Source organism: Streptomyces sp. NPDC037301 (genome assembly GCF_055602785.1).
In genome coordinates this window covers 80,003-103,028 of the sequence record NZ_JBVJWD010000026.1, presented here as the reverse complement: position 1 = coordinate 103,028, position 23,026 = coordinate 80,003, and the positions used below count along the sequence as shown (strand labels likewise).

At 69.9% G+C, this 23,026-nt stretch carries 15 protein-coding genes; 4 read left to right on the top strand and 11 right to left on the bottom strand.

From position 1 onward, the window contains the following. The first annotated feature begins 53 nt into the window (after nucleotides 1–53). The 4 genes from ACZ7IB_RS32260 (at nucleotide 54) to ACZ7IB_RS32245 (ending at nucleotide 6,092) form a co-directional block, all read left to right on the top strand. The gene (locus ACZ7IB_RS32260) at nucleotides 54–1,571 is read left to right on the top strand and encodes a DUF8189 domain-containing protein (protein ID WP_470917426.1); all 1,518 of its coding nucleotides are present in this window, start codon (nucleotides 54–56) and stop codon (nucleotides 1,569–1,571) included. A 17-nt stretch (nucleotides 1,572–1,588) separates the two neighbouring features. Then, nucleotides 1,589–3,622 carry a DUF8189 domain-containing protein gene (locus ACZ7IB_RS32255; RefSeq protein ID WP_470917425.1) on the top strand — a complete coding sequence of 678 codons (2,034 nt, stop codon included), beginning with the start codon at nucleotides 1,589–1,591 and terminating at the stop codon, nucleotides 3,620–3,622. Nucleotides 3,623–3,867: 245 nt separating this feature from the next. Then, nucleotides 3,868–4,677, top strand: a complete 810-nt coding sequence (locus ACZ7IB_RS32250) for an FHA domain-containing protein (protein WP_470917424.1) — start codon at nucleotides 3,868–3,870, stop codon at nucleotides 4,675–4,677. After that, nucleotides 4,674–6,092, top strand: coding sequence for a serine/threonine-protein kinase (locus ACZ7IB_RS32245; protein WP_470917422.1), 1,419 nt, complete (start codon nucleotides 4,674–4,676; stop codon nucleotides 6,090–6,092). The genes ACZ7IB_RS32250 and ACZ7IB_RS32245 overlap by 4 nt, the downstream gene beginning before the upstream one ends. Before the next feature lie 570 nt (nucleotides 6,093–6,662). On the opposite strand, the gene ACZ7IB_RS32240 is transcribed toward ACZ7IB_RS32245, so the two are convergent. The 11 genes from ACZ7IB_RS32240 to ACZ7IB_RS32190 all read right to left on the bottom strand — a co-directional run bounded on the left by ACZ7IB_RS32240 (nucleotide 6,663) and on the right by ACZ7IB_RS32190 (nucleotide 22,939). After that, nucleotides 6,663–7,439 carry a PP2C family protein-serine/threonine phosphatase gene (locus tag ACZ7IB_RS32240; RefSeq protein ID WP_470917420.1) on the bottom strand — a complete coding sequence of 259 codons (777 nt, stop codon included), beginning with the start codon at nucleotides 7,437–7,439 and terminating at the stop codon, nucleotides 6,663–6,665. Next, on the bottom strand, nucleotides 7,436–7,735 hold the full coding sequence (locus ACZ7IB_RS32235) for an FHA domain-containing protein (RefSeq protein WP_470917418.1): 300 nt from the start codon (nucleotides 7,733–7,735) through the stop codon (nucleotides 7,436–7,438). Before ACZ7IB_RS32235 ends, ACZ7IB_RS32240 begins: the two co-directional genes overlap by 4 nt. A 371-nt stretch (nucleotides 7,736–8,106) precedes the next feature. Next, nucleotides 8,107–8,793 (bottom strand): 4Fe-4S single cluster domain-containing protein, encoded by a 687-nt coding sequence (locus ACZ7IB_RS32230; RefSeq protein WP_470917417.1) that lies wholly within the window; start codon nucleotides 8,791–8,793, stop codon nucleotides 8,107–8,109. Then, on the bottom strand, nucleotides 8,790–10,721 hold the full coding sequence (locus tag ACZ7IB_RS32225; RefSeq protein WP_470917415.1) for an AAA family ATPase: 1,932 nt from the start codon (nucleotides 10,719–10,721) through the stop codon (nucleotides 8,790–8,792). Before ACZ7IB_RS32225 ends, ACZ7IB_RS32230 begins: the two co-directional genes overlap by 4 nt. A gap of 46 nt (nucleotides 10,722–10,767) precedes the next feature. Continuing rightward, entirely contained in the window at nucleotides 10,768–12,951 is a 2,184-nt protein-coding gene (locus ACZ7IB_RS32220; protein WP_470917414.1) for a protein kinase domain-containing protein, read from the bottom strand. A gap of 100 nt (nucleotides 12,952–13,051) precedes the next feature. Further along, the gene (locus ACZ7IB_RS32215) at nucleotides 13,052–14,344 is read right to left on the bottom strand and encodes a hypothetical protein (protein WP_470917412.1); all 1,293 of its coding nucleotides are present in this window, start codon (nucleotides 14,342–14,344) and stop codon (nucleotides 13,052–13,054) included. Continuing rightward, entirely contained in the window at nucleotides 14,341–16,452 is a 2,112-nt protein-coding gene (locus tag ACZ7IB_RS32210; protein WP_470917410.1) for a serine/threonine-protein kinase, read from the bottom strand. The genes ACZ7IB_RS32215 and ACZ7IB_RS32210 overlap by 4 nt, the downstream gene beginning before the upstream one ends. A gap of 356 nt (nucleotides 16,453–16,808) precedes the next feature. Beyond that, entirely contained in the window at nucleotides 16,809–17,918 is a 1,110-nt protein-coding gene (locus tag ACZ7IB_RS32205) for a macro domain-containing protein (protein WP_470917408.1), read from the bottom strand. A gap of 70 nt (nucleotides 17,919–17,988) precedes the next feature. Then, a complete protein-coding gene (locus tag ACZ7IB_RS32200; RefSeq protein WP_470917407.1) occupies nucleotides 17,989–18,684 on the bottom strand; it encodes an RES family NAD+ phosphorylase in 696 nt (231 codons plus the stop codon). Next, nucleotides 18,681–19,382, bottom strand: coding sequence for a hypothetical protein (locus ACZ7IB_RS32195; RefSeq protein WP_470917406.1), 702 nt, complete (start codon nucleotides 19,380–19,382; stop codon nucleotides 18,681–18,683). Before ACZ7IB_RS32195 ends, ACZ7IB_RS32200 begins: the two co-directional genes overlap by 4 nt. Further along, the gene (locus tag ACZ7IB_RS32190) at nucleotides 19,379–22,939 is read right to left on the bottom strand and encodes a CHAT domain-containing protein (protein ID WP_470917404.1); all 3,561 of its coding nucleotides are present in this window, start codon (nucleotides 22,937–22,939) and stop codon (nucleotides 19,379–19,381) included. Before ACZ7IB_RS32190 ends, ACZ7IB_RS32195 begins: the two co-directional genes overlap by 4 nt. Nucleotides 22,940–23,026: the final 87 nt, after the last annotated feature.

Sequence of the window (23,026 nt, the reverse complement as noted above, 5' to 3'; positions counted from 1 at the left end):
GGCCCCGACCGTCCATCCCACTCGCCCCGAGACTGCCAAGGGGAGGAGGACTCGTGCTTCCAGGGCTTTCCCGACGCGCACTGACCTGGGTTCTCGCGTCGACAGCCGCCCTGCTGCCGACGCTGCTGCCCGCGACTCCGGCCGCAGCCGCCCGGACCGCCGCCGTCGCCGCCGCGGCCTGCCCGGCCGCCGGTTTCGTGTCCCAGCACTTCCACAGCGGCCACAACGGCGTCGACATCGCCAACGTCGTCGGGACGCCGCTCTACGCCGTGGGCGACGGCGAGGTGACCATCTCCGGGTACACCGGCGACTACGGCCAGTGGATCCGGGTCCTGCACCCCGACGGGAGGATCTCCGAGTACGGGCACATGGTCCGGCGGGACGTCTCCGTCGGCGACCGCGTCGTGGCCGGCCAGCAGATCGCCCTGATGGGCGCCGAGGGGAACTCCACCGGTCCCCACCTCCATCTGCGGATCTGGGGAGACCGGTCCACCTCCTACGGTATCGACCCCGAGGTCTACCTCGCCGAGCGCGGCGTGGTGCTGCCCTGCACCCCGGGCAGCGGTCCGCGGCCCGAACCGTTGGTGTATCCGGCGGAGTCGGGCCGGATCGTGTCGGCGCGGTCGACGGACGGGCGCCTGGAGCTGTTCGCCGCCGGAGCCGATGGCATCCACCACGCCTGGCAGCAGGAGGTCAACGGCAACTGGTCGGAGTGGGAATCGCTCGGCGGACCCGGCAACGCCGAACTCGCCCTCGCACCGAACGCCGACGGCCGCCTGGAACTGCTCGCCATCAACGGGAACACCTTCCAGCACCGCTGGCAATTGAGCCCGTCCGGCGGCTGGTCGGGATGGGAGACCTTCGGCGGAGGCGGACGGGACACCGCGGCCGGTGTCAACGTCGACGGCCGCATCGAGGTCTACGCGTCAGGCCCAGCCGGGCTCTTCCACCGGTATCAAGTCGCCCCGAACGGCGGCTGGTCGGAATGGGAGTCCGCGGGCGGCGGCCCCGCTGACAGCCGGGTGGAGATGGAGAAGGCACCCGACGGACGCCTGGAGGTCTTCGCTCTCAACGAGACCACCTTCCAGCACCGGTACCAGACCGCCCCCAACGGCGGCTGGTCCTCGTGGGCCGGATTCGGCGAAGGCGGCCACGACCTGACGGTCGACCACAACGCCGACGGCCGCCTGGAGGTTTTCGCCTCGGGCCCGGTCGGCGTCTTCCACAAGTACCAGACAAGCCCGACGAGCTGGTCCGGATGGGAACCCATGGGCGGCCCCGCCGACTCACAGCTCACCAGCGAACGCACCCCCGACGGCCGCGTCGAAGTCTTCGCCATGAACGGCACCACCGCCATGCACGTCTGGCAGACCGCCGTGAACGCCGCCTACAGCGACTGGGCGCCCTTCGGCACCGGCGGCACCGAGGTCACCGCCGCCACCAACGCCGACGGCCGCATCGAGGTCTTCGGTACCAGCCACGCCGGTACCTTCCACAAATGGCAGACCGGCTTCGCCACCTGGTCCGACTGGATCTGGCTCAACAACTCCGCCGGCCCCGCCGTCGACTGACCCCTCTGAAGGAACTCATGCTTCCGATCAGTAGACGGAACCTGTTGCGCGGTGCGGCCGGCGCCGGCGCCCTCCCGTTCCTGGGCGCCGGCCCGGGCGTCGCCGACGCGACCTCCGAGGCCGCCCCGCCCCCTCACCGAGTCGGCACGGGACCCTTCACGTACGTCTACGACCCGTCCACTTCCGCAGGCCCGCGATATCTCAACGACCACACGCTGATCAAGGCTCAGAGCCGCTGGCACCTGTTCGGCATCGTCGGGAACAGCGCGCCGCGCGGCGAATCTCCGGACAGCGCGGCGGAGATCTCCTTCGCCCACGCCTCCGCGCCGAGCCCGCACGGACCGTGGACCAGCCACCCCGACGCGCTCATCGTCGACCCGTCCTATTTCGGTGAGGATCACCTGTGGGCGCCGCACGTCGTCGAGGCAGGCGGCAGGTTCTGGATGTTCTACGCCGCGGGCGGCGCGAGTGGCGCGGCAATCAACCTCGCCACGTCGACCGACCTGTTCACCTGGACCCGCGAACCGTCCGGCCCGCTGTTCCGGGGGCTCGCGGCGCGTGACCCGATGGTGCTGCGGGTCGGCGGCGAGTGGGTCATGTACTACACCGAACTCTCCGGCCCGGGCGGCCACCATGTCGTCGCCTACCGGCGTTCCGCCGATCTGCGGCACTGGGGCGAGCCGGGCGTCGCGTTCACCGACGCGAGCACGGACGCGACCGTCTCGGTCACCGAGTCGCCGTTCGTCGTCGAACGAGACGGCTGGTACTACCTGTTCATCGGTCCGCGCAACGGCTACGAGGGCACCGACGTCCTCGCGTCGCGGGACCCGTTCCATTTCGAGCTCGCCGGATGCGCGGGGCATGTGCCCGGTCACGCCGTGGAGGTGGTCCGTGACGGGGAGACCTGGTACGCCGGCGCCGCGGGCTGGTTCCGGAACGGGCTGTACGTGGCGCCCCTGTCATGGCGGGACACGCCACCGCCGTGGCAGAGCCCCGACAACCCGGTGGCCGGCCTCGACGTGGACGGCCGCCTGACGGTGTTCGCACTCGACGCCACCGACCGCGCGATGCTGCGGCGCGTCCAGCTCGACCCGCACACGGACAGCTGGTCGGAGTGGGAGCCCTTCGGAGGGCCGGCCGGTGCGGTTCCCACGCTCGGACGCACCACCGACGGCAGGCTCGAGGTGTTCTCGCTCGCCCCGGGCGGCGCCAATCTGCACCACCGGGTGCAGCGGCCGGACGGCGGCTGGCACGACTGGGCGGAGTTCGGCGGCCCGGCCGGTGCCGCCCCCGCCGTCGCCCGCGACGCCTACGGCCGGCTGGAGGTCTTCGCCCTGAGCCCCGGCGGCGCCTCCGTCGCGCGGCGACGGCAGAGGTCGGCCGGGTCCCCGGCCTGGGACCCGTGGGAGCCCGGATTCGGAGGGGCGGCGGGCGCGCCACCCGTTGTCGCGGCGAACGCCGACGGCCGGTTGGAGGTGTTCGCCCTCGCCCCCGGCGGCTCGGGCATCGACCACCGTTGGCAGGAAACCCCCGGCGGCCCCTGGACCGCGTCATGGCACCGATTCGGCACCTCGGCCGGCGCCGCGCCTCGGGTGGCCAGGGACGGCAGCGGCCGGCTCACCGTCGCCGCGATCGGACCGTCGGGCGTGGGAACCTTCGTCCGGCGGCAGACCGTGCCGAGCGGCGGCTGGGACGAATGGCTGCCGCTGTTCGGCTGGAGCGCCGCCGCCCCGGCGTTCGCCGTGAACTCCGACGGCCGGCTGGAGGCGTTCTCCCTGACGCCCGGCGGAGCCCGACTCGGCCACCGCTGGCAGGTCGCTCCTGGCGGGGACGCGCATCCCGGCGGGGAGTTCGGCGAGCCCGGCATCCGGCTCGTCGCCACGCCCACGGCGGCGCTCGACGCCGCCGGGCGGCTGCACGTCTTCGCCGTCACCGTCGCGAGCCGGATGCGGACCCGCGTCCAGGCCCGGCCTAACGGCGGGTGGCAGCCGTGGACGGCCTTCGGGGATCGCACGGTCGCGCCCCTCGTGTCGGGCAGCCCCGCTCTCTGAGCGGAGCGTGCGGATCTCGCCATGTGAACGGGGCTTCGGTGCTTCGTTCGCGCCGCCCGTCCCCCTGACCCGGGCTCTTGCCCTCCCCGTACGGTGACTTTCCCACTGTGCGCGGTCTGGAACGAGTCATCCACGGCCCCGGGCGGCCGGTTACGGCGATGTGGCCGAAGTACGCCGGTGAACTCCCCTGAGAGATGAGTATCGTTCCGCTGGTCCGACAAGCGACGCGTGGAACGGGGGGAGCGGTGAGCGGCGTAGTCGTCCATCTGCCGCAGGGAAGCGGTGACGCCGACGGCGGCGAACCGCACGGTGACGCGGTGACGTTACGGCTGGGTCCCGGCGAGGTCGCCCGCTTCGGACGGGGCTCCACGAGGATCCCCGTCGAGCTGCGCCTCGACGACCCGGCGATCTCCCGGCTCGCCGGGGAGATTCGTGTGACCGACGACCACTGGCAGTTGACGAACCACAGCACCACCCACAGCTATCTCGTGGAGAACCCGGAGGGAGCGGGGGAATACCTGAGGATTCCGCCGCGACGGGTCGGGGCGCCGATCCCGTTCGAGTTCTCGCGCGTCGTGCTGCCCACGCGCGGTGACGTCACGATCTCCTTCCAGGTGTTCGCTCCCGACCACGTCTATCTGGACCCGGAGGCCATGGGTGTCCCCTGGGGGAACAGCACGGTCACCGCGTACTCCCTGAACGAGACGGCCATGTACTTCCTCGTCCTGGTCGCGCTCTGCGAACCGCGCCTGCGTGACCAGTCGCGCGTGGCGATCCCCACCACTCCCAAGATCGTCGAGCGGCTCAGGGGGCACCTCACCTGTGGCGCGCTGACCGCGCGGGCGGTCAGCTCACACATCGACTACCTCGCCGAGGAGAAGCTGCGCATCGGCGTCCCGGACGCCCACGAGCCCGGCAAGGGCGACCGCCGCAACGGCAAGCGGGAGGAGATCGTCGGGCTGGCGCTGCGGTTCGGGCTCGTACGGGAGGAGCACCTCGCACTGTTGCCGCCCCTGGCAGGGGCCGGCGGGCGGGAGCGGCAGGCCGCGCGATGAGACCGCCGCACGGCCTGGGGGACACCACGGGATGCGACCGGACGGACCTGCTCCCACCCGGCTATCAGGTCGGAAACTGGGTGGTCACCCAACTGATCGGTTCCGGGGGCTGGTCCAGGGTGTACGCGGCGCGACCGGCCGATGGGCACCCGGGCCGAACCGGCGGGACCGCCACGCCTCCGGGCCCAACCGACGTCGCGCTCAAGATCATGCCGACCGCCGGGCTCGCGCCACGCCAGGCACGCAGGATCGTGGAATCCGCCCGCCGCGAGGTCGAAATCGGGCGCAGGGCCGGGCATCCCCGGCTGATCGGCCTCCTGGAGTCGTTCGTTCTCGCCGCACCCGACCGCTCCTCCCTGGAGGGCGCGATCGTGCTGGTCATGGAACGGGCCGCCGGCAGTCTGCGGGAACTGGTCGACGCGGGGGTGCCCGAGGCCGATCGCGGCCGGCTGATCGCGGGCATCTGCGAGGGACTCGTCCATCTCCACCGGTCGGGCTGGGTCCACGCGGATCTCAAGCCGGAGAACGTCCTGTTGGGCAGAGACCGCTCCGTGAAGCTCTCTGACTTCGGCCTCGCCACCGAGCTGACGGGGACACACGGGTACGCGCCTCCAATGGGCACCCCGGACTACTTCCCGCCCGAGCGCTGGAGGGCGCCCCTCGGCGAACTCGGCGTGCGGGTCCGGCCGACCGCGGACATCTGGGCGCTGGGCATCGTCATCCACGAGGTGTTCGCGTCGGGCGGCTCACCGTTCGCCGGGGCCACACCCGTGGCGCGGGGCGCCGCGGTCCAGGAGTACGGCGAGGGGCGTGCGACGCTGCGCATGGACCACGCCGTGCCGCCGTTCTGGCGCGCGCTGGCCGCCGACTGCCTCGCCCCGACCCACGAGGCCCGCGCCCCCCACACCGCCGAGAGCCTGCTCGCCCGCATCGCCGCCCGCCAGGAGACACCCGGGGCGGGGGCGGGACGGCTGGGCGGCCGGGCCCGTGCCGCCGTCCTGGCCACCGCGCTGTGCGGGATCGCCGGCGCGACCCTGTGCTCAGACGCGGTACGGGCGACCTCGGCCGCACCGCCCGGCCGTGCGGGCGCCACGACGCCCGGCACCATCCGGGTGTACAACGCGGAGCGGGGCTGCCGGGAGCGGGTCGACCGGGACCCGCGGTGCAGCTTGGGTCTAGCGATCGATCCCCTGCAGCTCTACACCGCGGAGAACGTCGTACCGACCAGGGTGTGGCACGGCGACGTTCTCACCGCCGACTGCCAGGTGCCCGACGGAGAGCCCATCATCGACGAGGAGGACCGGCGGTCCACCCGCTGGTTCCGCGTCCGCCTCCCGGCCGGCTCCAAGCCCCCCACGGCCTGGCTCCCCGCCGTACGCACCAAGGAACGCCCGGCGCTGCCGGAGTGCCTCTAGTGTTCCGATGTGGAGGGCGACAACGGCGACCTGCTGCACGTGGTTGGGCACACCCCGACGCCCCCGCCGTCTGCCGGGCCGGTCCTCTCGGTAGCCATCGCTCGATCTCCCGGCAATCGCACCTGCCAACAGGATCGTGCCTCTGCGTCCCACCCCCATCCGAGCGTCACCCGAGCGTCAAGAAACACGAACAGCCTCCGACACCAGTGCCCGGGTGACAGTCGCCGCCCTCTGAAACCGCAGGTCAGCGACTTGGGACGGCGAGGCTGTTCGCTCGACCCGCTTCGCGGAGGAAACCAGGCCGAACGAACCACCCGGGCCGCAGAAACGCAGGTCAGGCACCCTTCTCCGCGGGCTCAAAAATCGCCACGCACTCCACGTGCGAGGTCATCGGAAAGATGTCACTGGCAATGAAGAGGTGCCAAAGAGCAGGTCAGAGAGGGTTTTCCTGCCGCAGGAACGGCCTGCGAGGCGGCCGGAGCGTCAGGGCCCGGCACGCTCCTCTGTCTCCTTCTCAGTGTTCGGTGGTGTTCGTTTCTGCATTCGTGGTTTGCGAGGCGCCCTTCGGCGTCAGGAGCGTACGAGCACAACGGTGATGTTGTCCCCGCCACCGGCGTTCATCGCGGCCGCCCAGAGTGCCTTCACGGCCCGGACGTCGTCGTCGGCGTTGTCCGCGAGGAGCGACTCCATCTCGGCTGCGTGCACCAGGTCGGAAAGGCCGTCACTGCACAAGAGCCAGCGGGTTCCCGGAAGATAGACATCGGTTCCGGAATGTGGATGGACGGGTTCGAAGCGGTCCGCTCCGCCCAGGGTCTGGAGGACGATGTTTGTGGCCGTGACTGGCTCACCGCAGTCGTCCCAGGGCGTACTGGGTGAGTCGTCCACGGAGACCTGGCCCAGGTAGCCTCCGTCCTCGCGGTACAGCCGGGAGTCCCCCACGTTGAACCAGGTGATCTCATGCGGTGTCACCAAGAGGCCGACTGCGGTCGTGCCCGCTCCCGTATGTGCGGGATGAGCACGGGCCAGTTCGTACAACTCTTCGTTAATGTCCAGGAGCACCTGCACGACCTGGGACGCGTCGGTCGTCCGCGGGCCGCGCTCGGCCAGACGGCGCACAGTAAGAGCGGAGGCGACCTCACCCGCGTTGTGGCCGCCAAGTCCGTCGGCGACCGCCACTACAACCGATTCCTGCACCACCAGGTCGACTACCAAGGGATCCAGGGTATCCACACCAGTAGCTGTCAAGACCCCGATGACGAACGCGTCCTCATTGGCGTCACGCAGCGCGCCACAATGGGTCATCGCCGTGACGGTGAGTCGGGCGGCGGCAAGGCGTTCGGCGCTCACCGGCCACTCCCATCGGCCCTGTTGGCCCCACCCCCGAGGACGACGCCGAAGGTGCAGTCCGCAGCCAGCCTGAGGGTGTCGCCGTCCCGCAGGGGCGCTCGTACTCCTGGCCTGAGGGGGGTGGCGTTGACAAAGGTGCCGTTTGTCGAGTGCTCGTCGCGTACCCATGCTGTGCCGTCGGCCTCCACGCCGATGGTCGCATGGCGCCGCGAGACGTTGTCGTACCGTTCCAGCAGGTTTCCCGTCCGGTAGGCGGAGGCGTCGCGGCCGAGCAGCAGGGTGTTCCCGGGCGCCACCGCAAACTCCTCGTTATCCAGCCGGATACGGAGCATGGCACCAACGGCGTCGCGGCGGGTGGCATGCGCGCCCTGAAAAGCGGAATGCGGTTCGAGCGCAGGAGTGGGGCGTACCTCCGGCAGGAGTCGCTGGCAGACTACGCACACCCGGTTCGTCGGCATGGGGATGTCCGCCCCGCAGTGTGGGCACGTGCTGCGGGAGACCTCCGTCATGAGCCGAGCCGGCGTGGCAGATGCCTCTGCAGCATCTTCAGCCGCTGGAGCCGTCCGGCGTGCGGCCGACGGTACGCTGACCGGCCGGCTGAGGTTCCCCAGGCAGCCGCGGCAGATCAGGTCTCCGTCCTCGGCGACAAGTGCGCACGATGAGCAGGTCAGCTGCGCCATGACACCTCTCCCGTGGTGATTCCTGCCGTCCGGAGTTGGTCGTCGAGCCGGTCCATGTCCCCGCGGCCGGGGATGCCGATGAACCAGATTCGGCCGCCCTCGACCGACACCTGCATATGCGGCGACCCGGCGGCAGGCTCCTCCGCGCTCCCGTAGCGCTCGTGGCCGAGTTCGGTGAGGGTGGTCACGCGCTGGTTGGCCGAGCCTCGCCAGCGCAGCCCGGGCCGGTTGAGCCTCTCGACGTACCGACCGGTGATCACCGCATCGCAGCTACTGATGATGTCCGGGTATTCCCGTTGCAGCCAGGACAGGGAGTATCCGCTGTAGACGAGGATGTCGACGGGGAGGCTCTGGCCGGCACGCCAGGCGTCCACGCCCTGGAGAAGCGCCGCGAGCGCCTTCGGTTGCTGGAACGGCTCCCCTCCGGACACGGTCACCCCGTCGAGCGGTTGCGGCAGGGATGCGAGCCACCCCAGTAGGGCATCGACGTCCACCAAGGCAGCCGGGTCCGCCGCCCAGGTGTCCTTCGAGACGCACCCGGCACAGCCGATGGTGCAGCCCTGCGTCCAAATCCCCGCGCGGGTGCCGGGGCCGAGGGAGGTGACCGGGTAGTGGGCCTTGTTCAGCATCAGACCCGGCAGTTCGGGAGCGGCGCCGGCCGGGGACGCAGTCATGCCAGCTCCACGGAGACGATGTCAGCGTCCTGGCGGACCCCAGTGACCCGGACGTACTCCTCCGCAGCCGTGTCCCGATCGAACAGCGCCCGGGCCAGGGGGTTGACGAACCGGGACTCCAGCGCCATGCCGATGCCGCGTCCGCCCATGTGCAGGTCGCTGGTGCACCACTGCCGTAGCACGGCCTTTGCAGACTCATCGATTTCGAGGGAGATGCTCTGCTCCTGGCGGACCCGCGCCGTGATGTTGTCCATCTGCAGGTCGAAGATGCGGGCAGCGGCATCCGGGCCGATGAAGTTGAAGACCACGATGTTGTCCCCGAAGCGGTTCAGCAGTTCCGGCCGTCCCAGGACCCTGGTGAAGTGGTCACTGATCGCCTCCTTCACCCGTGCCTCGATCTGCTCGTACGGCATCTCGGGGTGGACGTTCGGTACGAGACGGTCGTGGCCGTCGTCCACGCTCATGCCGAGGTTGGAGGTGAAGACGAGGATCGATTCGGAGAAGTGTGCGGTCGTGCCGCGGCCGTCGGTCAGCCGACCGTCGTCGAGGATCTGAAGGAACTTGTCCAGAATCCGGGGGTGGGCTTTCTCGATCTCGTCGAAGAGGATGACCCGGAAGGGCTGCTGCCGAACAGCGCTGGTGAGCTCGCCTCCCGCCTCGAACCCCACGTAGCCGGGCGGGGCGCCGATCAGCCGGTCGCCGGCGTGCTCGGCGGAGAACTCGCTCATGTCGAACCGCAGGTACGCCGACTGGTCGCCGAAGATCAGCGACGAGACGGCCTTGGCCAGCTCGGTCTTGCCCACGCCGGTGGGACCGGCGAAGAACAGGACGCCGCGGGGCTTGGCCAAGGCGCTGGACTGCTGCGCTCCGGAGAGGCCGAGCGCGGCCCGCTTGAGGATGTCCAGGGTCTTGGTGACGGCCTGCTGCTGTCCGACCACCTTCCGGGGGATCGAGTGTTGGCCCTCGCTGATCCGCTTGCGTAGGTAGTCGCGTTTCCAGGGGTTGTCCATCACGCCGAGCTTGTAGATGCGGACCGCGTCGGGAAGCTCCTCGATACCGAGGCCTCGGTCCCTGGCCAGACGAGTGATCTCGATCATCGCCTGGAGGGGGAGTCCGTCGGTCTGGGCCGCGAAGGCGCGGCACGCCTCGGCAGCCTTGCGGTCGGAGTCGATGTCGGTCACGCCGAAGAGTCTGAGCAGCAGCCGTGCCGTCTCCTGCCGGTCGCCGAGGTCGGGGGCCGGCAGGCCGATGGAGCGGATCTGGTCGTTGGCCGAGGTCAGCCACGCGGGCAGATCGCCCTCCCGGTCCGCGAGCCAGATCACCGGGTTGTACAGCGGGGTGGTGCGGCCTTCCGCGGAGCTCACGGATACAGCCGTCCGGGACAATCTGGCGAAGAAACGGAAGAAGTCCCGCTCGTTGGGCTCCATGTCCGTCGCACTACGTGCGATGCGGGAGGCGTCGTCCAGGACCAGTGCGGCCCGTACCTGCACGTCGGGACGGACCAATCGGGCGGCGATGGCGCGCAGTGCCTCCAACGAGGGGGTCTGGCCGGGTTGGGGCCGCTGCGGGAGCAGTTGGGAGACGGCCTTCTCCGCCCGGTCGACCTGCTCGGGTGTCGCGCCGGCCGGTACGTGCAGGCGAAGTCCGTCGACCGGGTCGTGAATCAGAAGGCATCGGTACCCGCTGGCCTGCAGTACGTCCCACAGGAGATCCGGCAGTGTCAGCAGTCGGGGGTGGGAACCGGCTGATCTGCGGACCAGGAAGCTGTCGTGGCGGTTCCCCCACAGGACGAACTGCGAGTGCACCGGCAAGGTGGCATCCAGTTCACGGATGAACGCCGGTCTCCCGGCGAGATGTGGGGCATTCGAGAGCCCAAGGCCCTTGACCAGCCGGGCGCCTTCGCCCGGCGCGGCGGACTGCACAGTCATCGATCTCATTCCCCCTGACTTGTTGGCCGCATGACCGGTGAACTGGTCACTGGTCGGCCTCCAGGCGGACCACCCAGGCGTTGCGCCCCGCGCGTGCCCGCTGCACGGCCCACCAGATGTACACACCGGCGACAGCCACCGGGACGGCCGCGGTCGAGAGCTGGAAGCCGGCCGAGAGACTCCCGGTGAAGAACCCGATGGCAGGCACCATGATGAATCCCACCACCAAGGCCGCTCCCATGCCGAGCAGGAAATGCACGTGCAATTCGTTCCCGTCCTCCCCGCACGACTTCCGGTATCCGTCGGCCAGCAGTACCGCCAAGGCGAGTTCGCAGAGGAACTGGACAAACAGGACCGAGAGCGCGATTTCCCAGAGATCGTCGAACCCCCTGAGGTTGCCGTCCGCCAACACGTCAACGAAAAAGCCGGCTATTCCTGTGACGATCGTCCCGATCAGCCAAATCACCAGTAATCCAAAGGCGTTGAGCGCCGAGAGGCCGGCAGCCCGCAATAGGTCACCTGCGAACTTGCGCCTGCGTGCATTCCTGGCAGCGGACACAGCCTGCGCCTGAGCGATCGCTGCGGGGCCGGTCCCGATCATCGTCAGCATCCACACCGGGTCCGTCGGGTCGGAATTCCGACCGAGACGGCGAAACCAGTCGATCCGCTCACCGGTGGCGTCCAGCTCCCTGCGGACAGCGTTCACGCGAGCGGCAAGCTCGGGTACAGCCTCATCAGGTACTGCCGCCGTCGCCAGCAAGAACGCGTGCGCCTCGGATGTTCGAGGGAGGAGGTCCCGCCCGCTCCGCGGCACCCCTTCAAGGAGTTCGCCCGATTCCCAGCTCTTGACCAGCCTTTTCCACCGGCGGTTGACGTCACAGAGGCGGTGGGCCTCTTCGCCGAAAGAGGCGAGGATCGGTAGCAGGTCCTGCGTGCGCAGTTCGTCGACGATGCGGCGGGCAGCACGGCGTTCAGTGGCTTCGGCATGCGCCGATGTCGCCTGTTGCGCCAGAGTGTGCAGGTCCTCGGGAAGCATGCGCTTGCCACGGTAGATCGGTGGCATCGTCGGATCGAGCCAGTGCAGGAGCCGCAGCAGCTTCACATCCGGGCTCGCCTTCCCGGTCAGCTGGACGTCGATCAACTTCACAAGCCCTTCGACGTCATCGTGTTCAGTGTCGTCGAACTGCGTCAACCACCCGCGCAGCTGGCGCCAGCCCTCACCGGGATTTCCCGGGCTTCCCATAGCGGCGAAGAACTGGCGCGCAGCCGCTCCCCAGTGCGTGGCAAGCGCCCGGGCGAGTGCGGCCTTCTCCGTGTGCCTTTCCCCTTTGAATGCCAGCGCCCGGCGCCCGGTGCCACTCGTGGCACCAACAGGCGCTACCTCCTCTGCCACCTCCGGGCTGCCGCCTGCCAGCCAACTGCGTACTTCCGCGGCACCCCATCGCTGGTGTGGGTCCCGGACCAGCAATCCCCGGCATAGCAGCCGCAACCGCTCGTCCGCCACGTCTGTCACGTCGATGGGACGGGTGGCCAGATTGTGGCGGACGACCTGCTCGGACAATCCCTCGAACGGTGCTCTGCCCGTTGCCAGTTGTCTGACGATGACCCCCACGGCCCACCAGTCCTGTGGCGCGGAGACCTGCGCACCGAACAGGTACTCCGGTGAGCAGTACGAGACGGTGCCGAACACACGCTGCGTGAACCGCGACGTGGCGTCCAGCGACTTGCTTACTCCGAAGTCGGTCAGCACGAGATCGAGCGGATCGCGACTGCGTACCAGCACGTTCGACGGCTTCAGGTCGCTGTGGACGATTCCGGCGCCATGCAGGTGCTCCACCGCCTCGGCCAGCTGCCGCACGATCCGCATCAACTGCCGTCCGGGCGTGGCGGCTCGGGCAGGAGCCATAACGGCCTCGAGCGATCCACCCTCGATGTACTCGAGCAGCTCGAAGTCCCGTCCGTCTGAATGGCCCGTCTCGAGCACTCGCACGACGTGCCGCGCATCAAGATTGCGCAGTTTCTCCCATACCTCGGGAGCGACCCGCACACCGCTGCGGTAGACCTTCGCGACGAGCTGCGTGCCCTCCGCGTCGCAGACCAGCAGGATGTCGGCCTCGCGCCCCTGGTGGGGCAACTCGCCGACCACGGTCAGGCGCTCGGCCAGCGCAGATGGCAGCCGCAGCAGTCCGTCTGACTCGGACTGCGCCGGCACTCTGTCGCGCCGGGTCACGTTGGCGCTTCGCTCCCCGCTCGCCGCTCCGTCGCGACGTGTTGCGTCAGCCGAGTTCATACCAGTACCTCCGCGCCCGTCGGCGCCTTCCAGGGGGTGTTCACCGGGTGCGTTCTTGGTGCCCGGCGCGGGTTCTGGCGGCCGGTGCGGGAGGAGAAGCGACCAGGGGGACAGGAATCTCACCCGGGGCTGTTGCCAGCTGGACTTCTGTGTCCAGCCCCGCCTGTGCCAGCCGGTCACGCAGCTGGTGGAAGGACTCGCACCACTGTTCTTCCCTCTCCACGTCCACCCGGGAGGCGTCATCGTCATTTCCGACCGCAGTACGGACGACCCCAGTGCGTAGCTCACCGCATTCCTGGTCGACGACGAGGTTTACAGCGTGCTCGGACCACTCTCCACGTGTCAGGCGCAGAGCTCCCGCGGAGACGGTGAGTGTCTCGAACCCCTCGCTGACCTGGTAGCCCATGTCCGCGAGAGCGTCAGTCACGGTGGCGATCACGTATTGCTGCTCGGCCTGCTGCGCGACCGCGGACCGGCAGGCCGCGGCCTCCCGACGCAAGGGCTCGTCAAGGATGGCGCGACCGGCCACAACCTCCCCGAGCTGGTCCCGGATCGCTTCCACGACTGCCCCTCGGCCGCTCTCCAGGACGTGGAGCAGGCGTACCGCCTCGTCAACCTCACGTCGTCGGGCCCCGGCACGTGTGTTGGCCTGCTGCACACGTAGCCTCAGTTCGACCAGCCAGGTGCTTGCCTCGCCGGAGGTGGCCGCGCCGGCCGTCCGTGCTGCGGCGTCGCGGGTACTCGCCCGGTCCGCCTCGGTACAGTCCGGCAGCAGACGTGCGAGGACCCGGGCGAGGGCCTGCTCCGTCTCCTCGCGGACAGCAACGCCTGCGGCTACCTGTTCGACAGCGCCTGCTGATGCTTCTACGGAACCTCGGTCCGCGAACAACTCAGCGGCGTCGACCAGCCGGCGCTCCGTGCCGGAGACGGAGTCGTCGGCAAAGAGTTGTGTCGCGATCGCACGGGCGCACTGCCCTCTGAGTTCAAGCTCCGCGGCCGCGAGCCGCTTGTCGACCCGGGTGCACCATGCCTCCAGCTCGCGCGTGGATTGTTCGCCGATAGAAAGAATCGCGGGTGCCTTCGTGGTGATGGCGGGACCGTACCGGATCCTGACCACTTCGCAGGACGCGGCGAAAGCGTCGATGCGCGCGTTGCATGACTTGACCTCCTGCACGACCCGGTCTCGTTCGGCGGCGGCCTGCAGGAGTGCCATACGTGTCGCCTCCTCCCGGCGAGCCGCCTCGCGAAGGGCAGCCTGCTGGGCGGCCGCCTCCAGCATGGCCGTCGTCAGCGCTGGGTCACGTCGGTAGGTCGTGCACTTCGGCCCGCTCATCGATTCCCCAACACCTGAAGCCGATATGCCTCGTGCACAGTGCTCCAATTCTTGTAGCGGGCATACGTCCATGCCGCGAAGCTGATGGCGACACCGATCGGCACAGCCTTCCACAGCTGGGTTGTCAAAATGACGAGTCCTGTAAGGGCAGCAAGCTGGTAGACCAAGCAGCAGCCTCCGCAGCCGATCGCTACTTTGGAAAGCGGTCCAATACCCGATGAGACCTCGCGGCTTCGGCCTGCGAGACGGCGGCCGGCGTTGGCAAGCCGCGCTCGGAGTGACCACTGCGGATGGTAGACGTTACCTAGCTTCGTCGCGAGGGCGATCTCGCATCCGAGAGGCACTGCACATGTCACCGTGGCCCAGGCGACGACTTCGCCGTTGCCGAAGTACGCGGCCACGAGTGCAGGCAGGCCGACGGGCAGGGCGAACAGAAGGACCACGCCACCGATGGCATTCAGGATCACAGAGATGCGCCTCGCCAGCCGGCCTGCCTCGAACTCCTGCCATTCGCGCTGATGGGCGGTCGCAAGCGCTTCTTGGGCGCGGCGCACCTCGTCCAGCCTGTCAGCTTCGACAACAGCTGTCGGCAGAGCCCGAGCAGCCGCCAAGAGGCGGACCGGCGCGTCCCCTGTGTCCAGGAGGGCATCGAACCAACCGATCCGGCCGCGCGCGGGTGCGGCGGAGGACTCGATCTGCTCTCGCAGGCTCCGTGCCCGGTCCGGATCCACCGCGAGGGCCAGTAGTTCCGGCTTCGCATCGGGTTCACGGACAGCTTCTCTGGCCGGCACGGACAGCAATGGCGATGAGCTCAATGCGTTCCACTCGGTAATGAACTCTCGCCAGCGCCGTTCGATGTCGGCCGTCTGCTGGACGGCCTCTCCGGAGCCTGTCAGGAGTGGCAGTACGTTTCGGGAATTGATTTCACTGACGAGGCGATGTGCGGCACTGGACGTAGCGTCGTCTGCGGATGAGGCCTGTCGGGCCAGCGCAAGGAGATCCTGGGGGAGCAGCCGCTTGCCGCGGTAGACCGGCGGCATCGTCGGATCGAGCCAGCGCAGCGTCCGCAGCAGCTTCACATCCGGCGTGTCGCTGCCTGTCAGATGAATGTCGATGAGTTCGACGAGAGTCTCGATGTCGTCCTCTGCGTCGTCGAACTGGGCCAGCCACTCCCGAAGTCGGCGCCAGCCCTCGCTCGGATTCTCTCGGGTGCCCATGGACGCGAAGAACCGCCGCGCCGCTGTGCCCCAATGTGTCGCCAGCGCTTGCGCCAGCGAAGTCTTCTCGGTGTACTGCACGCCCTTGAAAGCAAGCGGCCGTCGGCCCCCGGCAACCGTGGCAGCTGTCCGGTCGCTCTCTGCCACCTGCGGGCTTGCGCCGTCCAACCAGCTGCGTACCTCCGACGGGCCCCACCGTCGCTCCGGGTCGCGGACCAGCAGCCCCTGGCACAGCAGGCGCAGCCGCTCGTCGGCGACGCCCGTCACGTCGATCGGACGCGTCGCGAGATGGTGTCTGACGGCGTGTTCGGACAGGCCCTCGAACGGCAACCGACCGGTGGCCAACTGCCGGACGATCACCCCGAGGGCCCACCAATCCTGTGGGGCGGAGACCTGCGCGCCCAAGAGGTACTCCGGGGAGCAGTAGGAAACCGTGCCGAAGACCCGCTGAGTGAACCGCGATGTCGCGTCCAGGGGCTTGCTCACCCCGAAGTCGGCCAGCGCCAGATCCAGCGGATCGCTGCTGCGCAGCAGAATGTTGGAGGGTTTGAGGTCGCCGTGGACGATGCCGGCACTGTGCAGGTGTGTCAGCGCCTCGGCGACTTGACGGACCGCTTCGGCTATGGGCACGTCGACGCGCTCGGGGCCCGCCGGATTCTCCAGCGAGCCGCCCGTCACGTACTCCAACAGCTCGAAGTCGCGTCCGTCGGAGTGTCCGGCTTCCACCATGCGGACGACGTGAAGGGAATCCAGGGTGCGGAGCCTGGCCCACACCCCCGAGGCGACTCGGACGCCGCTCCGGTACACCTTGGCGACCAGATCGTGGCCGCTCTCGTCGCGGACGCGCAGCACATCAGCCTCGCGACCCTGGTGGGGCAGCTCGCCGACCACTGAGAACCGATCCGCCAGGGCCGAGGGAAGCCGCAACAGCCCCTGCGGCTCCGGGGCCTCCGGGATCCAGGGACTCCCGTCGCGCCGTGTTGCAGCAGTACTGGGACCTGCCTCGTCGCTCCCCTGATCACGTCTGGTCACATCTGACGAGCTCACAACGTCTCTCCCCGTTGGTCGCCCCGGACTTCGAGAAAATGGTGATCGGGCATCTGCGATTCCCCCGTCCCCTCCGCACACCAAGCACCATGTAACGGTTCGTTCCGCACCGGAATTCGAGCGGTTTACTGCACCTCGCGAGCTCGCGCCCTTCCTGACACCAGGTCATACAGAGCGGGGTGTCCTACGATTCAACCGGATCAGCCGGCTGCCCACCGGTCGTGCGCAGGGCGGATCCCGGCCGGGATGCGCTCCACGAGCGCTGCCGCCTCAAGGGAGCGCACCATGAAGTGCACGTCCCAGCGCGCCCCGCGCGCCAATTCGGCATCCACGGCTGCCCATACGGCGGCCAGACTGACATCGTGCGCGAGCCCGCCGCGCCCCGAGCCGAGCAGCGGGAAGCACACGGAGCGCAACGGCGGGTCGAAACGGTCGTGTTCCTCCGCGAGGAGTGCGAGCGCCCGGGACACGGCCCGGGTGACATTGGACGGCAGCACGTCGTAGTCGTTGGTCCCGGCCCGTGGCACGGCGACCGCCGCGTGGTAGATCCGGCGGACGCCCCGCTCCGCCAGGGCCCCGGCGCTGGTGGCGGCCACGGTGCCGGGCAGCACGGCACGCCCTGCGACATCGTGTCCGGCTGCCCAGGCGCGCAGTTCGTCATGGATCGGGTCCTCCAGCACGTCACCGGTCACCCCGCGCCGGGCGGCGGCCCGGCGCAGCGACGCCGCGACCGACGACTTGTACGGCTCGGGCAGCGCGAAGTACACGTTGGACGGGGAGACGACGACGTCCACGTCGCGCAGCAGGTCCACCGGGTGCACGTGCAAGGTGAGCGCCACCGGCCGTTCCCCGACCCTGACCCGCAAGATCCGGTGCGTGCCGCCTCCCTCCCCGTCCAGCACGGCCGTTCCGGGTTCCGTGCCCGGCTCTGCGGCGAGCCGCAGGATCTGCTCGGCGACCTGCTCCAGGACCATCACCTCATGGTCCTTGCGGAATCGCTCGACGCTCACCCCGTACACCTCGGCCGCCCGCGCGCGGCGATCGGACGCCGGCCAGTCCCGGGTGCCCTGCGCCAGCCCCAGGGTGTACTCGGCGGCGGCGCGCAGGGTTCCGGCTTCCAGACGGGAGACGGCGAGCCGCAGCAGCGTCTCGATGGACGTGCCAGGCGTCCGGGTCACCGCCACGGCCACCGCGTCGGCCACCGACTCCAGCGCGGGCAGCGCACGCCCGCGCAACCGGACCAGCCCGGCCCGCCTGACCTCCTTGAGTTCAGGCACAAGTGACGTGGGCTCAGGGAGGAGTAATGCCATGCGCCAACGATGGCATCACGCCTCACCTGCGCACAAGCCGGAGGCGATCACCACCGCCCGGCCGCCTGCCTCACCACCCCACGGGCTTCGAGATCTCCGCCCAGAGGGGCTTGAGTAACTCGTTGGCCTCCTCCCGGCCTTCCGGGGATCCGAGGTCCCGGATACCCCTGCCCGGCATCAGCTCCAGCGGACCGCCGTCGCAGTGCTCGACGCGGTCGCTATAGAGCACCACGACGTCCGCGCGCCGGTTGCGCCTGGAGTCCCACATCAGGCCCTGAGCGTCCGGAGCCTGTGCCCGGATCTCGCTCGACCAGCGCCGTGCCACGGCGTAGTTCCCCTCGTCCAGGATCGTAGGCTCCGTACAGACGGCGGCCAGGTCAGCGCCGTAGCGCAGGGAGACCAGGGTGAGGTCGTACCGGGCACGCAGTCCGCTCAGCGAGCGGCCGTGCGCCACGGCGTAGCCGACCTCCCGCTTGCCGTGCGGACTGTCGTGAGACAGAGATCGCAGCATGGTCTCGGCGAGGGCCGTGACCGGTGTGTCCGCCAGGTACAGGTAGTGGTACGGATCGAGCAGGGTGCCTTCGAAACGTCCGCCGTCGAAGTGGATGTCCGAGAGCCTGTCGTTGAACTGGTCCGCCGCGTAGCGGGACCTGTGCACCCGCCATAGCTCCGTGCCCGCCAGGATCGTGGTGAAGTTGGGGTACAACTTCTTGTTGATCAGGGGGAAGGGGCTCTGCTTCAGGGGGAAGAGGCTGTCCTTCATCATTCTCCCTCCACCAGTTCGGTGGCCGCCCCGACCAGCCGATGGTCGGGCAGTCTGCCGAGCAGCGACGCGGGCACGCCGCCAAGCCAGCTGTTGTCGGTGAGCCACCACGTTCCGGCGCCCCACGGGTCGATGTCCGCGAGCAGCAACCGGTTGACCTCCAGGACGACCTCGTGCGGAACACCGCCGGCCGCCCTGAACTGGAACTGCGGATAGCGGTCGCCGTCTCCGCTGTTCGGCACCCTGATCAGCTCCGGCGGCGGTGGTCCACCGCAGCGGTCCCGAACCTCCGCAGCCGAGAGCGTCGACGCGTCGTGCAGCAGGTGATCCGGCCTGGTTTCGCCGGGGTCCGCCGGATCGGGCGCCAGTGTCGGTGCCGACAGCCAGGCCAGCAGCTCGCGCGCCTCGGCCACGCTGGCCTGCCCGGGCGGCGCGGCGACCAGCCGCGAGGAGTCCAGGGCGGCGCGCACCGGGTGGTCGAACGGCAGCGGCAGCAGGGCCCGCCGGACACCCTGGAGCGCCCCGCGCAGCCCCCTCTCGTCGCCCTCGGCCACGGCGGCGAGTGCCTCCAGGCGGCTGAGCAGCACGGCATACCGCTCCTCGCCGAGCTCCTCGCGGATGGTGTCCCTGTGTTCGCGGAGAAGCGTAAGGAGCCGGTCCACCGACCGTCCGCTGCTCTCACCCGTACCGTCGTCGTTCACGCCTTCCCCCCTTCTCGGATGGTGTTCCCTGCAGATTCGTTCGTGTCACACACGTCTTCCCGCCCTCCCGGACCTGGGTGACCCTGGTGGATGAAGGCGGCCCAGTACGCGATCCGGTCGAGGCCCGGGCGGCCCATTTCCCAGAGCAAATCGTCGTGGAGCGAGCCCGGGTTCCGCCGGTCCGGGTCGAGCATCCACAGCTGCGCGGCCCTGAGCGCGTCGACGGGACTGAGCCGGTCGACGTTCAGGTAGTGGTGGAACACCGCCATGAGTAGCGCCGACGCGCCGTCCGAGGCGGCCCAGCGTGAGCCGACGACGTCCCGCGCACCGGCCGTGACGAAGCCCGTGGTGAGGGTGAGCGCCTCGTCGTGGTCGCGCGTCGAGAGGTCGGTCTGGCAGGCGCTCAGCACGACCAACGGGCCGTCGGTATCCGCGTGGGTGTCCGGGCGGTCCAGGAGCCGGGTGACCGTGAGCAGCCCGGGGCCGGGGTCCGGAGCGGCCGACCGCGGGTCCCGGTCAGGGTGCGGGGCCGTGCCCTCGGGGACGGTCAGATCAAGGGCCGAGGCCGTGGGGCTCGTTCCCGCCTTGCCGTGCGAGGCCACATGGAGCAGCGAGGCGCCGTCCGCAAGGTATTGGAGGACGGCCTCGGGCGTGCACGGGGCCAACTCGTCCTTGCTGAGCTCTGAGATCGCCCCGCACATCCGGGCACGCGGGTAGAAGGAGTTCCGCAGCGCCAGGACCTCGAGTTCGGCGTACATCAAGTCCTGGGTCGGGTCGGCGAGCAGCACCGGCTCGGCCGCCGGAGGGCGGGGGGCGCGTCGAACGGTGCGCAGGAACTGGCTGCCGGAGGCGGCGTAGCTGATGACCGCGGCCTGGCAGAGGTACTCGCGGGGCGGCTCACCGGGGAACCGGCCGGCATGCCAGGGGACGATGCCCAGGCGCCCGCACGGCACGAGGACGATACGGAGCGGCCGGCCCTCGGCCGCCAGCCGTTCGTCCAGGCCGCCGAGGACCGGGCCGATCACCTCGAAGGCCCAGTCGCAGAGTTCGGCGAGCGCGTCCTCCCAGGCCTGTCGCACGGCGGGGTCCACCTCGCCTCCGGTGCGTAGGTTCCCGCTTGCGGCGGCGTCCTGTGCGGCCGCGGCGTCGAGGTAGCGTTCGAGCGGGCCGCTCTCGGCATGGGACAGCAGCTCGCGCACACCCATCCCGGCCCCGAGCTGCGGGCCCACCGCAATCACGATCCCGGGGCTGGCTGCGTCGCCGGGGACCAGGTAGAGCAGCGCGTCCGACCCGCACTCCGTGAGCCCATCCGCGAGTTCGCTCAGCGTGGGAGTCCTGAAGAGGCCGTCCTCCTGCCGGTAGCCGAGCGCCTCCAGTGCCCGACGGCGCAGGGTGCTGGGCAGTTCGCCGGGTACTACGCCGTCGTCGTGGGCCCGGTAGTCCGCCGTTGCCGCTCGCCAAGCCTCGGCGAGCTCGTGGTGCCCACGCTGGTCGAGAAGCTCGGGCACGGCCGACGAGATGGATGCTGCGTGTAGTACCAGAGCCCGGCCCAGTTCCAGCGCGGCCACCGCCTCGTGCAGCCGTCCCTGTGTGGCCGCCCACAGCGCGGCCTGGACGCCCCGGCTGGCTCCGGCGCGGGCCGCCAGCAGCCCGTGTTCCGCACCGGTCTGGAGGAGGACGTCCGCGGCGACCGCGATCAGCGCCTCCTTGGCCGCCTCCAGAGCCGCGATGTCCTTCACGTCGTCGTTGTGGACCCCGCGCTCGCGGTACGCCTCGGCCAGCTGCCACAACGCGTCGGCGGCGATCCGCGGCGCCCTGCCCTCCCGGACGCCGTCCCGGACCCGTTCCAGCTCCTCGATCAGCCGGTCGAGGACCGCTCGGTCGTGGGTCAGGCCATAGCGCATGCCCAGGGAGAGCGCGGAGATGTACAGCTCCTCCGTCGAGGCCCTCGGAGGCGGGGAGACATGCTCCGGCACCGGCGCCGCTCCGTCACCGGACAGGCCGGCGCGCAGCAGGTCGACGTCTGGGAGGTACGGCATAGGTGTGTCGTCGCCGAACGACAGTCCGCTCTCCCTGGCCGCCGACTTCCCGTCCTCCATGCACGACAGGCTGCGCAGGAGCAGCTCCCGGTCCCGGGTGACGGCACCGAGCCTGCCGTATGCCGCGCCCAGCGTCAGCAGGACCACGCCCCGGAAATGGCCGTCCGGGACGGCACTCTCCAGCGCCTCGGCCTCGGTCACCAGGTCGCGCAGCGTCTCTACGTCGGCCTCGGAGTGCCCCTTCTCCCCGGTGTCCAGGACCTGGCTGTAAAGCTCGAACGCGCGGCCCATGACGGCCGGATCCCCCACGCCGGGTGGCAACGAATCGGCGACCTTCCCGAAGAGATCGAGGACCGACGCCATATGGTTACGGCCGGCCGACCGGTCCTGGTGTGTGCCGCCGGCAGCGGCACTGACGTTGAGCAGAAGCGCCCGCAGCCCCTCCACGTACGAGGTCGGGTCGAAGCCGGGGGGCGGCTGGTCCTGTACGGCCCGCAGCCGCCGGAGCAGCTCGTTGAGCGCCCCATGGGGGTCCTCGCTGTTCAGCGCGTCGTCGAGACCATCGCTGGTGGCGTTCACGGCGTCCAGCGCGGCGGCGAAGCGGCGGAGGGCGTCGGGGGTGAGGATGGTTTTCGGGTCCGGGGGTGGGGTGGAATCGGCGGCAGACTTGTCGGCCGACGGGGACGGCGAGTTGGTGACCGGGGACGGGCCGGAAGGAGCAGGCTGCTCGGAGCGCGGGGCGTTGTGGGGGGCCGAGGCTCTGTCGGAACCGAAGGTGCTGGGGACGCCCGAAGTGCTGTCGGAGGCCGAGGTGGTCGTCTGTCCGCCCATGGGAGTCGCGGCCGCCTGGCCGAACAGCCGGTCCGTGATCTGGCGCAGCTGATCGGCGAAGGGATTCCCGGCCGGCATCATGCCCGCGAGCAAGTCGGAGAATCCCGCCCCCGGGGGAGCCGAGAACATCTCCTGCATCCGGCGCATCTGGTCGAGGAACTCCGGCGGCAGCGGCAACTCCACCACCTCCGCGGTAAGCGCCCGGATCTCCGCAGTGGCGCTCATCATCCCGGTGGGCCCCGACCGTGCGGCCCAGTCGACGAGGGCCGAGAGGTCGGGCGCCATCCCGAAGCCGCTCTGCGGCTGTAACGGCGAGACGAGCGGCAGCAGGAAGAGCGCCGCCCACCGCCGGTCCTCCTCGCTCGCAGACGCACCGAGTGCCGTAGCTGGATCCCGCACCTCCCGCAGTAGGGATTCCGCGCGCTCCCGGTCGGCCGGCGCACCACCGGCATCGGCAAGCCGCCGCAGGGCCAGCACGGCTCCCAGCCACATGCTCACCGCGCTGTGCAGAGCGGGGTCGTGATCCAACAGTCGGACCAGTTGGTCGAGTTCGGCAACGGACGCGTCGTACGTCCGCGTCGGCGCCATACCGCCCCCCAGGGCGGGGAGCAGCCGCTTGACCCGTTCCGCCGCGTCCGCTGCCCATGCGCGCAACCCCTGTACGCCGCCGCTGACCTCGTCGCCCACCGGCGCCCTGCCTTCCGAATCCGAGTCCGTCCCTGGGACCTTCCGCCACTATGCCAATCCACCAGCCTGGAAGCGACAAGATCCCGC

Excerpts from the sequence above, each read along its gene's own strand:
- ACZ7IB_RS32255 (WP_470917425.1), top strand. The coding sequence starts at position 1,589 with ATGCTTCCGATCAGTAGACGGAACCTGTTGCGCGGTGCGGCCGGCGCC.
- ACZ7IB_RS32245 (WP_470917422.1), top strand. The coding sequence starts at position 4,674 with ATGAGACCGCCGCACGGCCTGGGGGACACCACGGGATGCGACCGGACG.
- ACZ7IB_RS32225 (WP_470917415.1), bottom strand. The coding sequence starts at position 10,721 with ATGACTGTGCAGTCCGCCGCGCCGGGCGAAGGCGCCCGGCTGGTCAAG.
- ACZ7IB_RS32200 (WP_470917407.1), bottom strand. The coding sequence starts at position 18,684 with ATGATGAAGGACAGCCTCTTCCCCCTGAAGCAGAGCCCCTTCCCCCTG.
- ACZ7IB_RS32215 (WP_470917412.1), bottom strand. The coding sequence starts at position 14,344 with ATGAGCGGGCCGAAGTGCACGACCTACCGACGTGACCCAGCGCTGACG.
- ACZ7IB_RS32205 (WP_470917408.1), bottom strand. The coding sequence starts at position 17,918 with ATGGCATTACTCCTCCCTGAGCCCACGTCACTTGTGCCTGAACTCAAG.
- ACZ7IB_RS32230 (WP_470917417.1), bottom strand. The coding sequence starts at position 8,793 with ATGACTGCGTCCCCGGCCGGCGCCGCTCCCGAACTGCCGGGTCTGATG.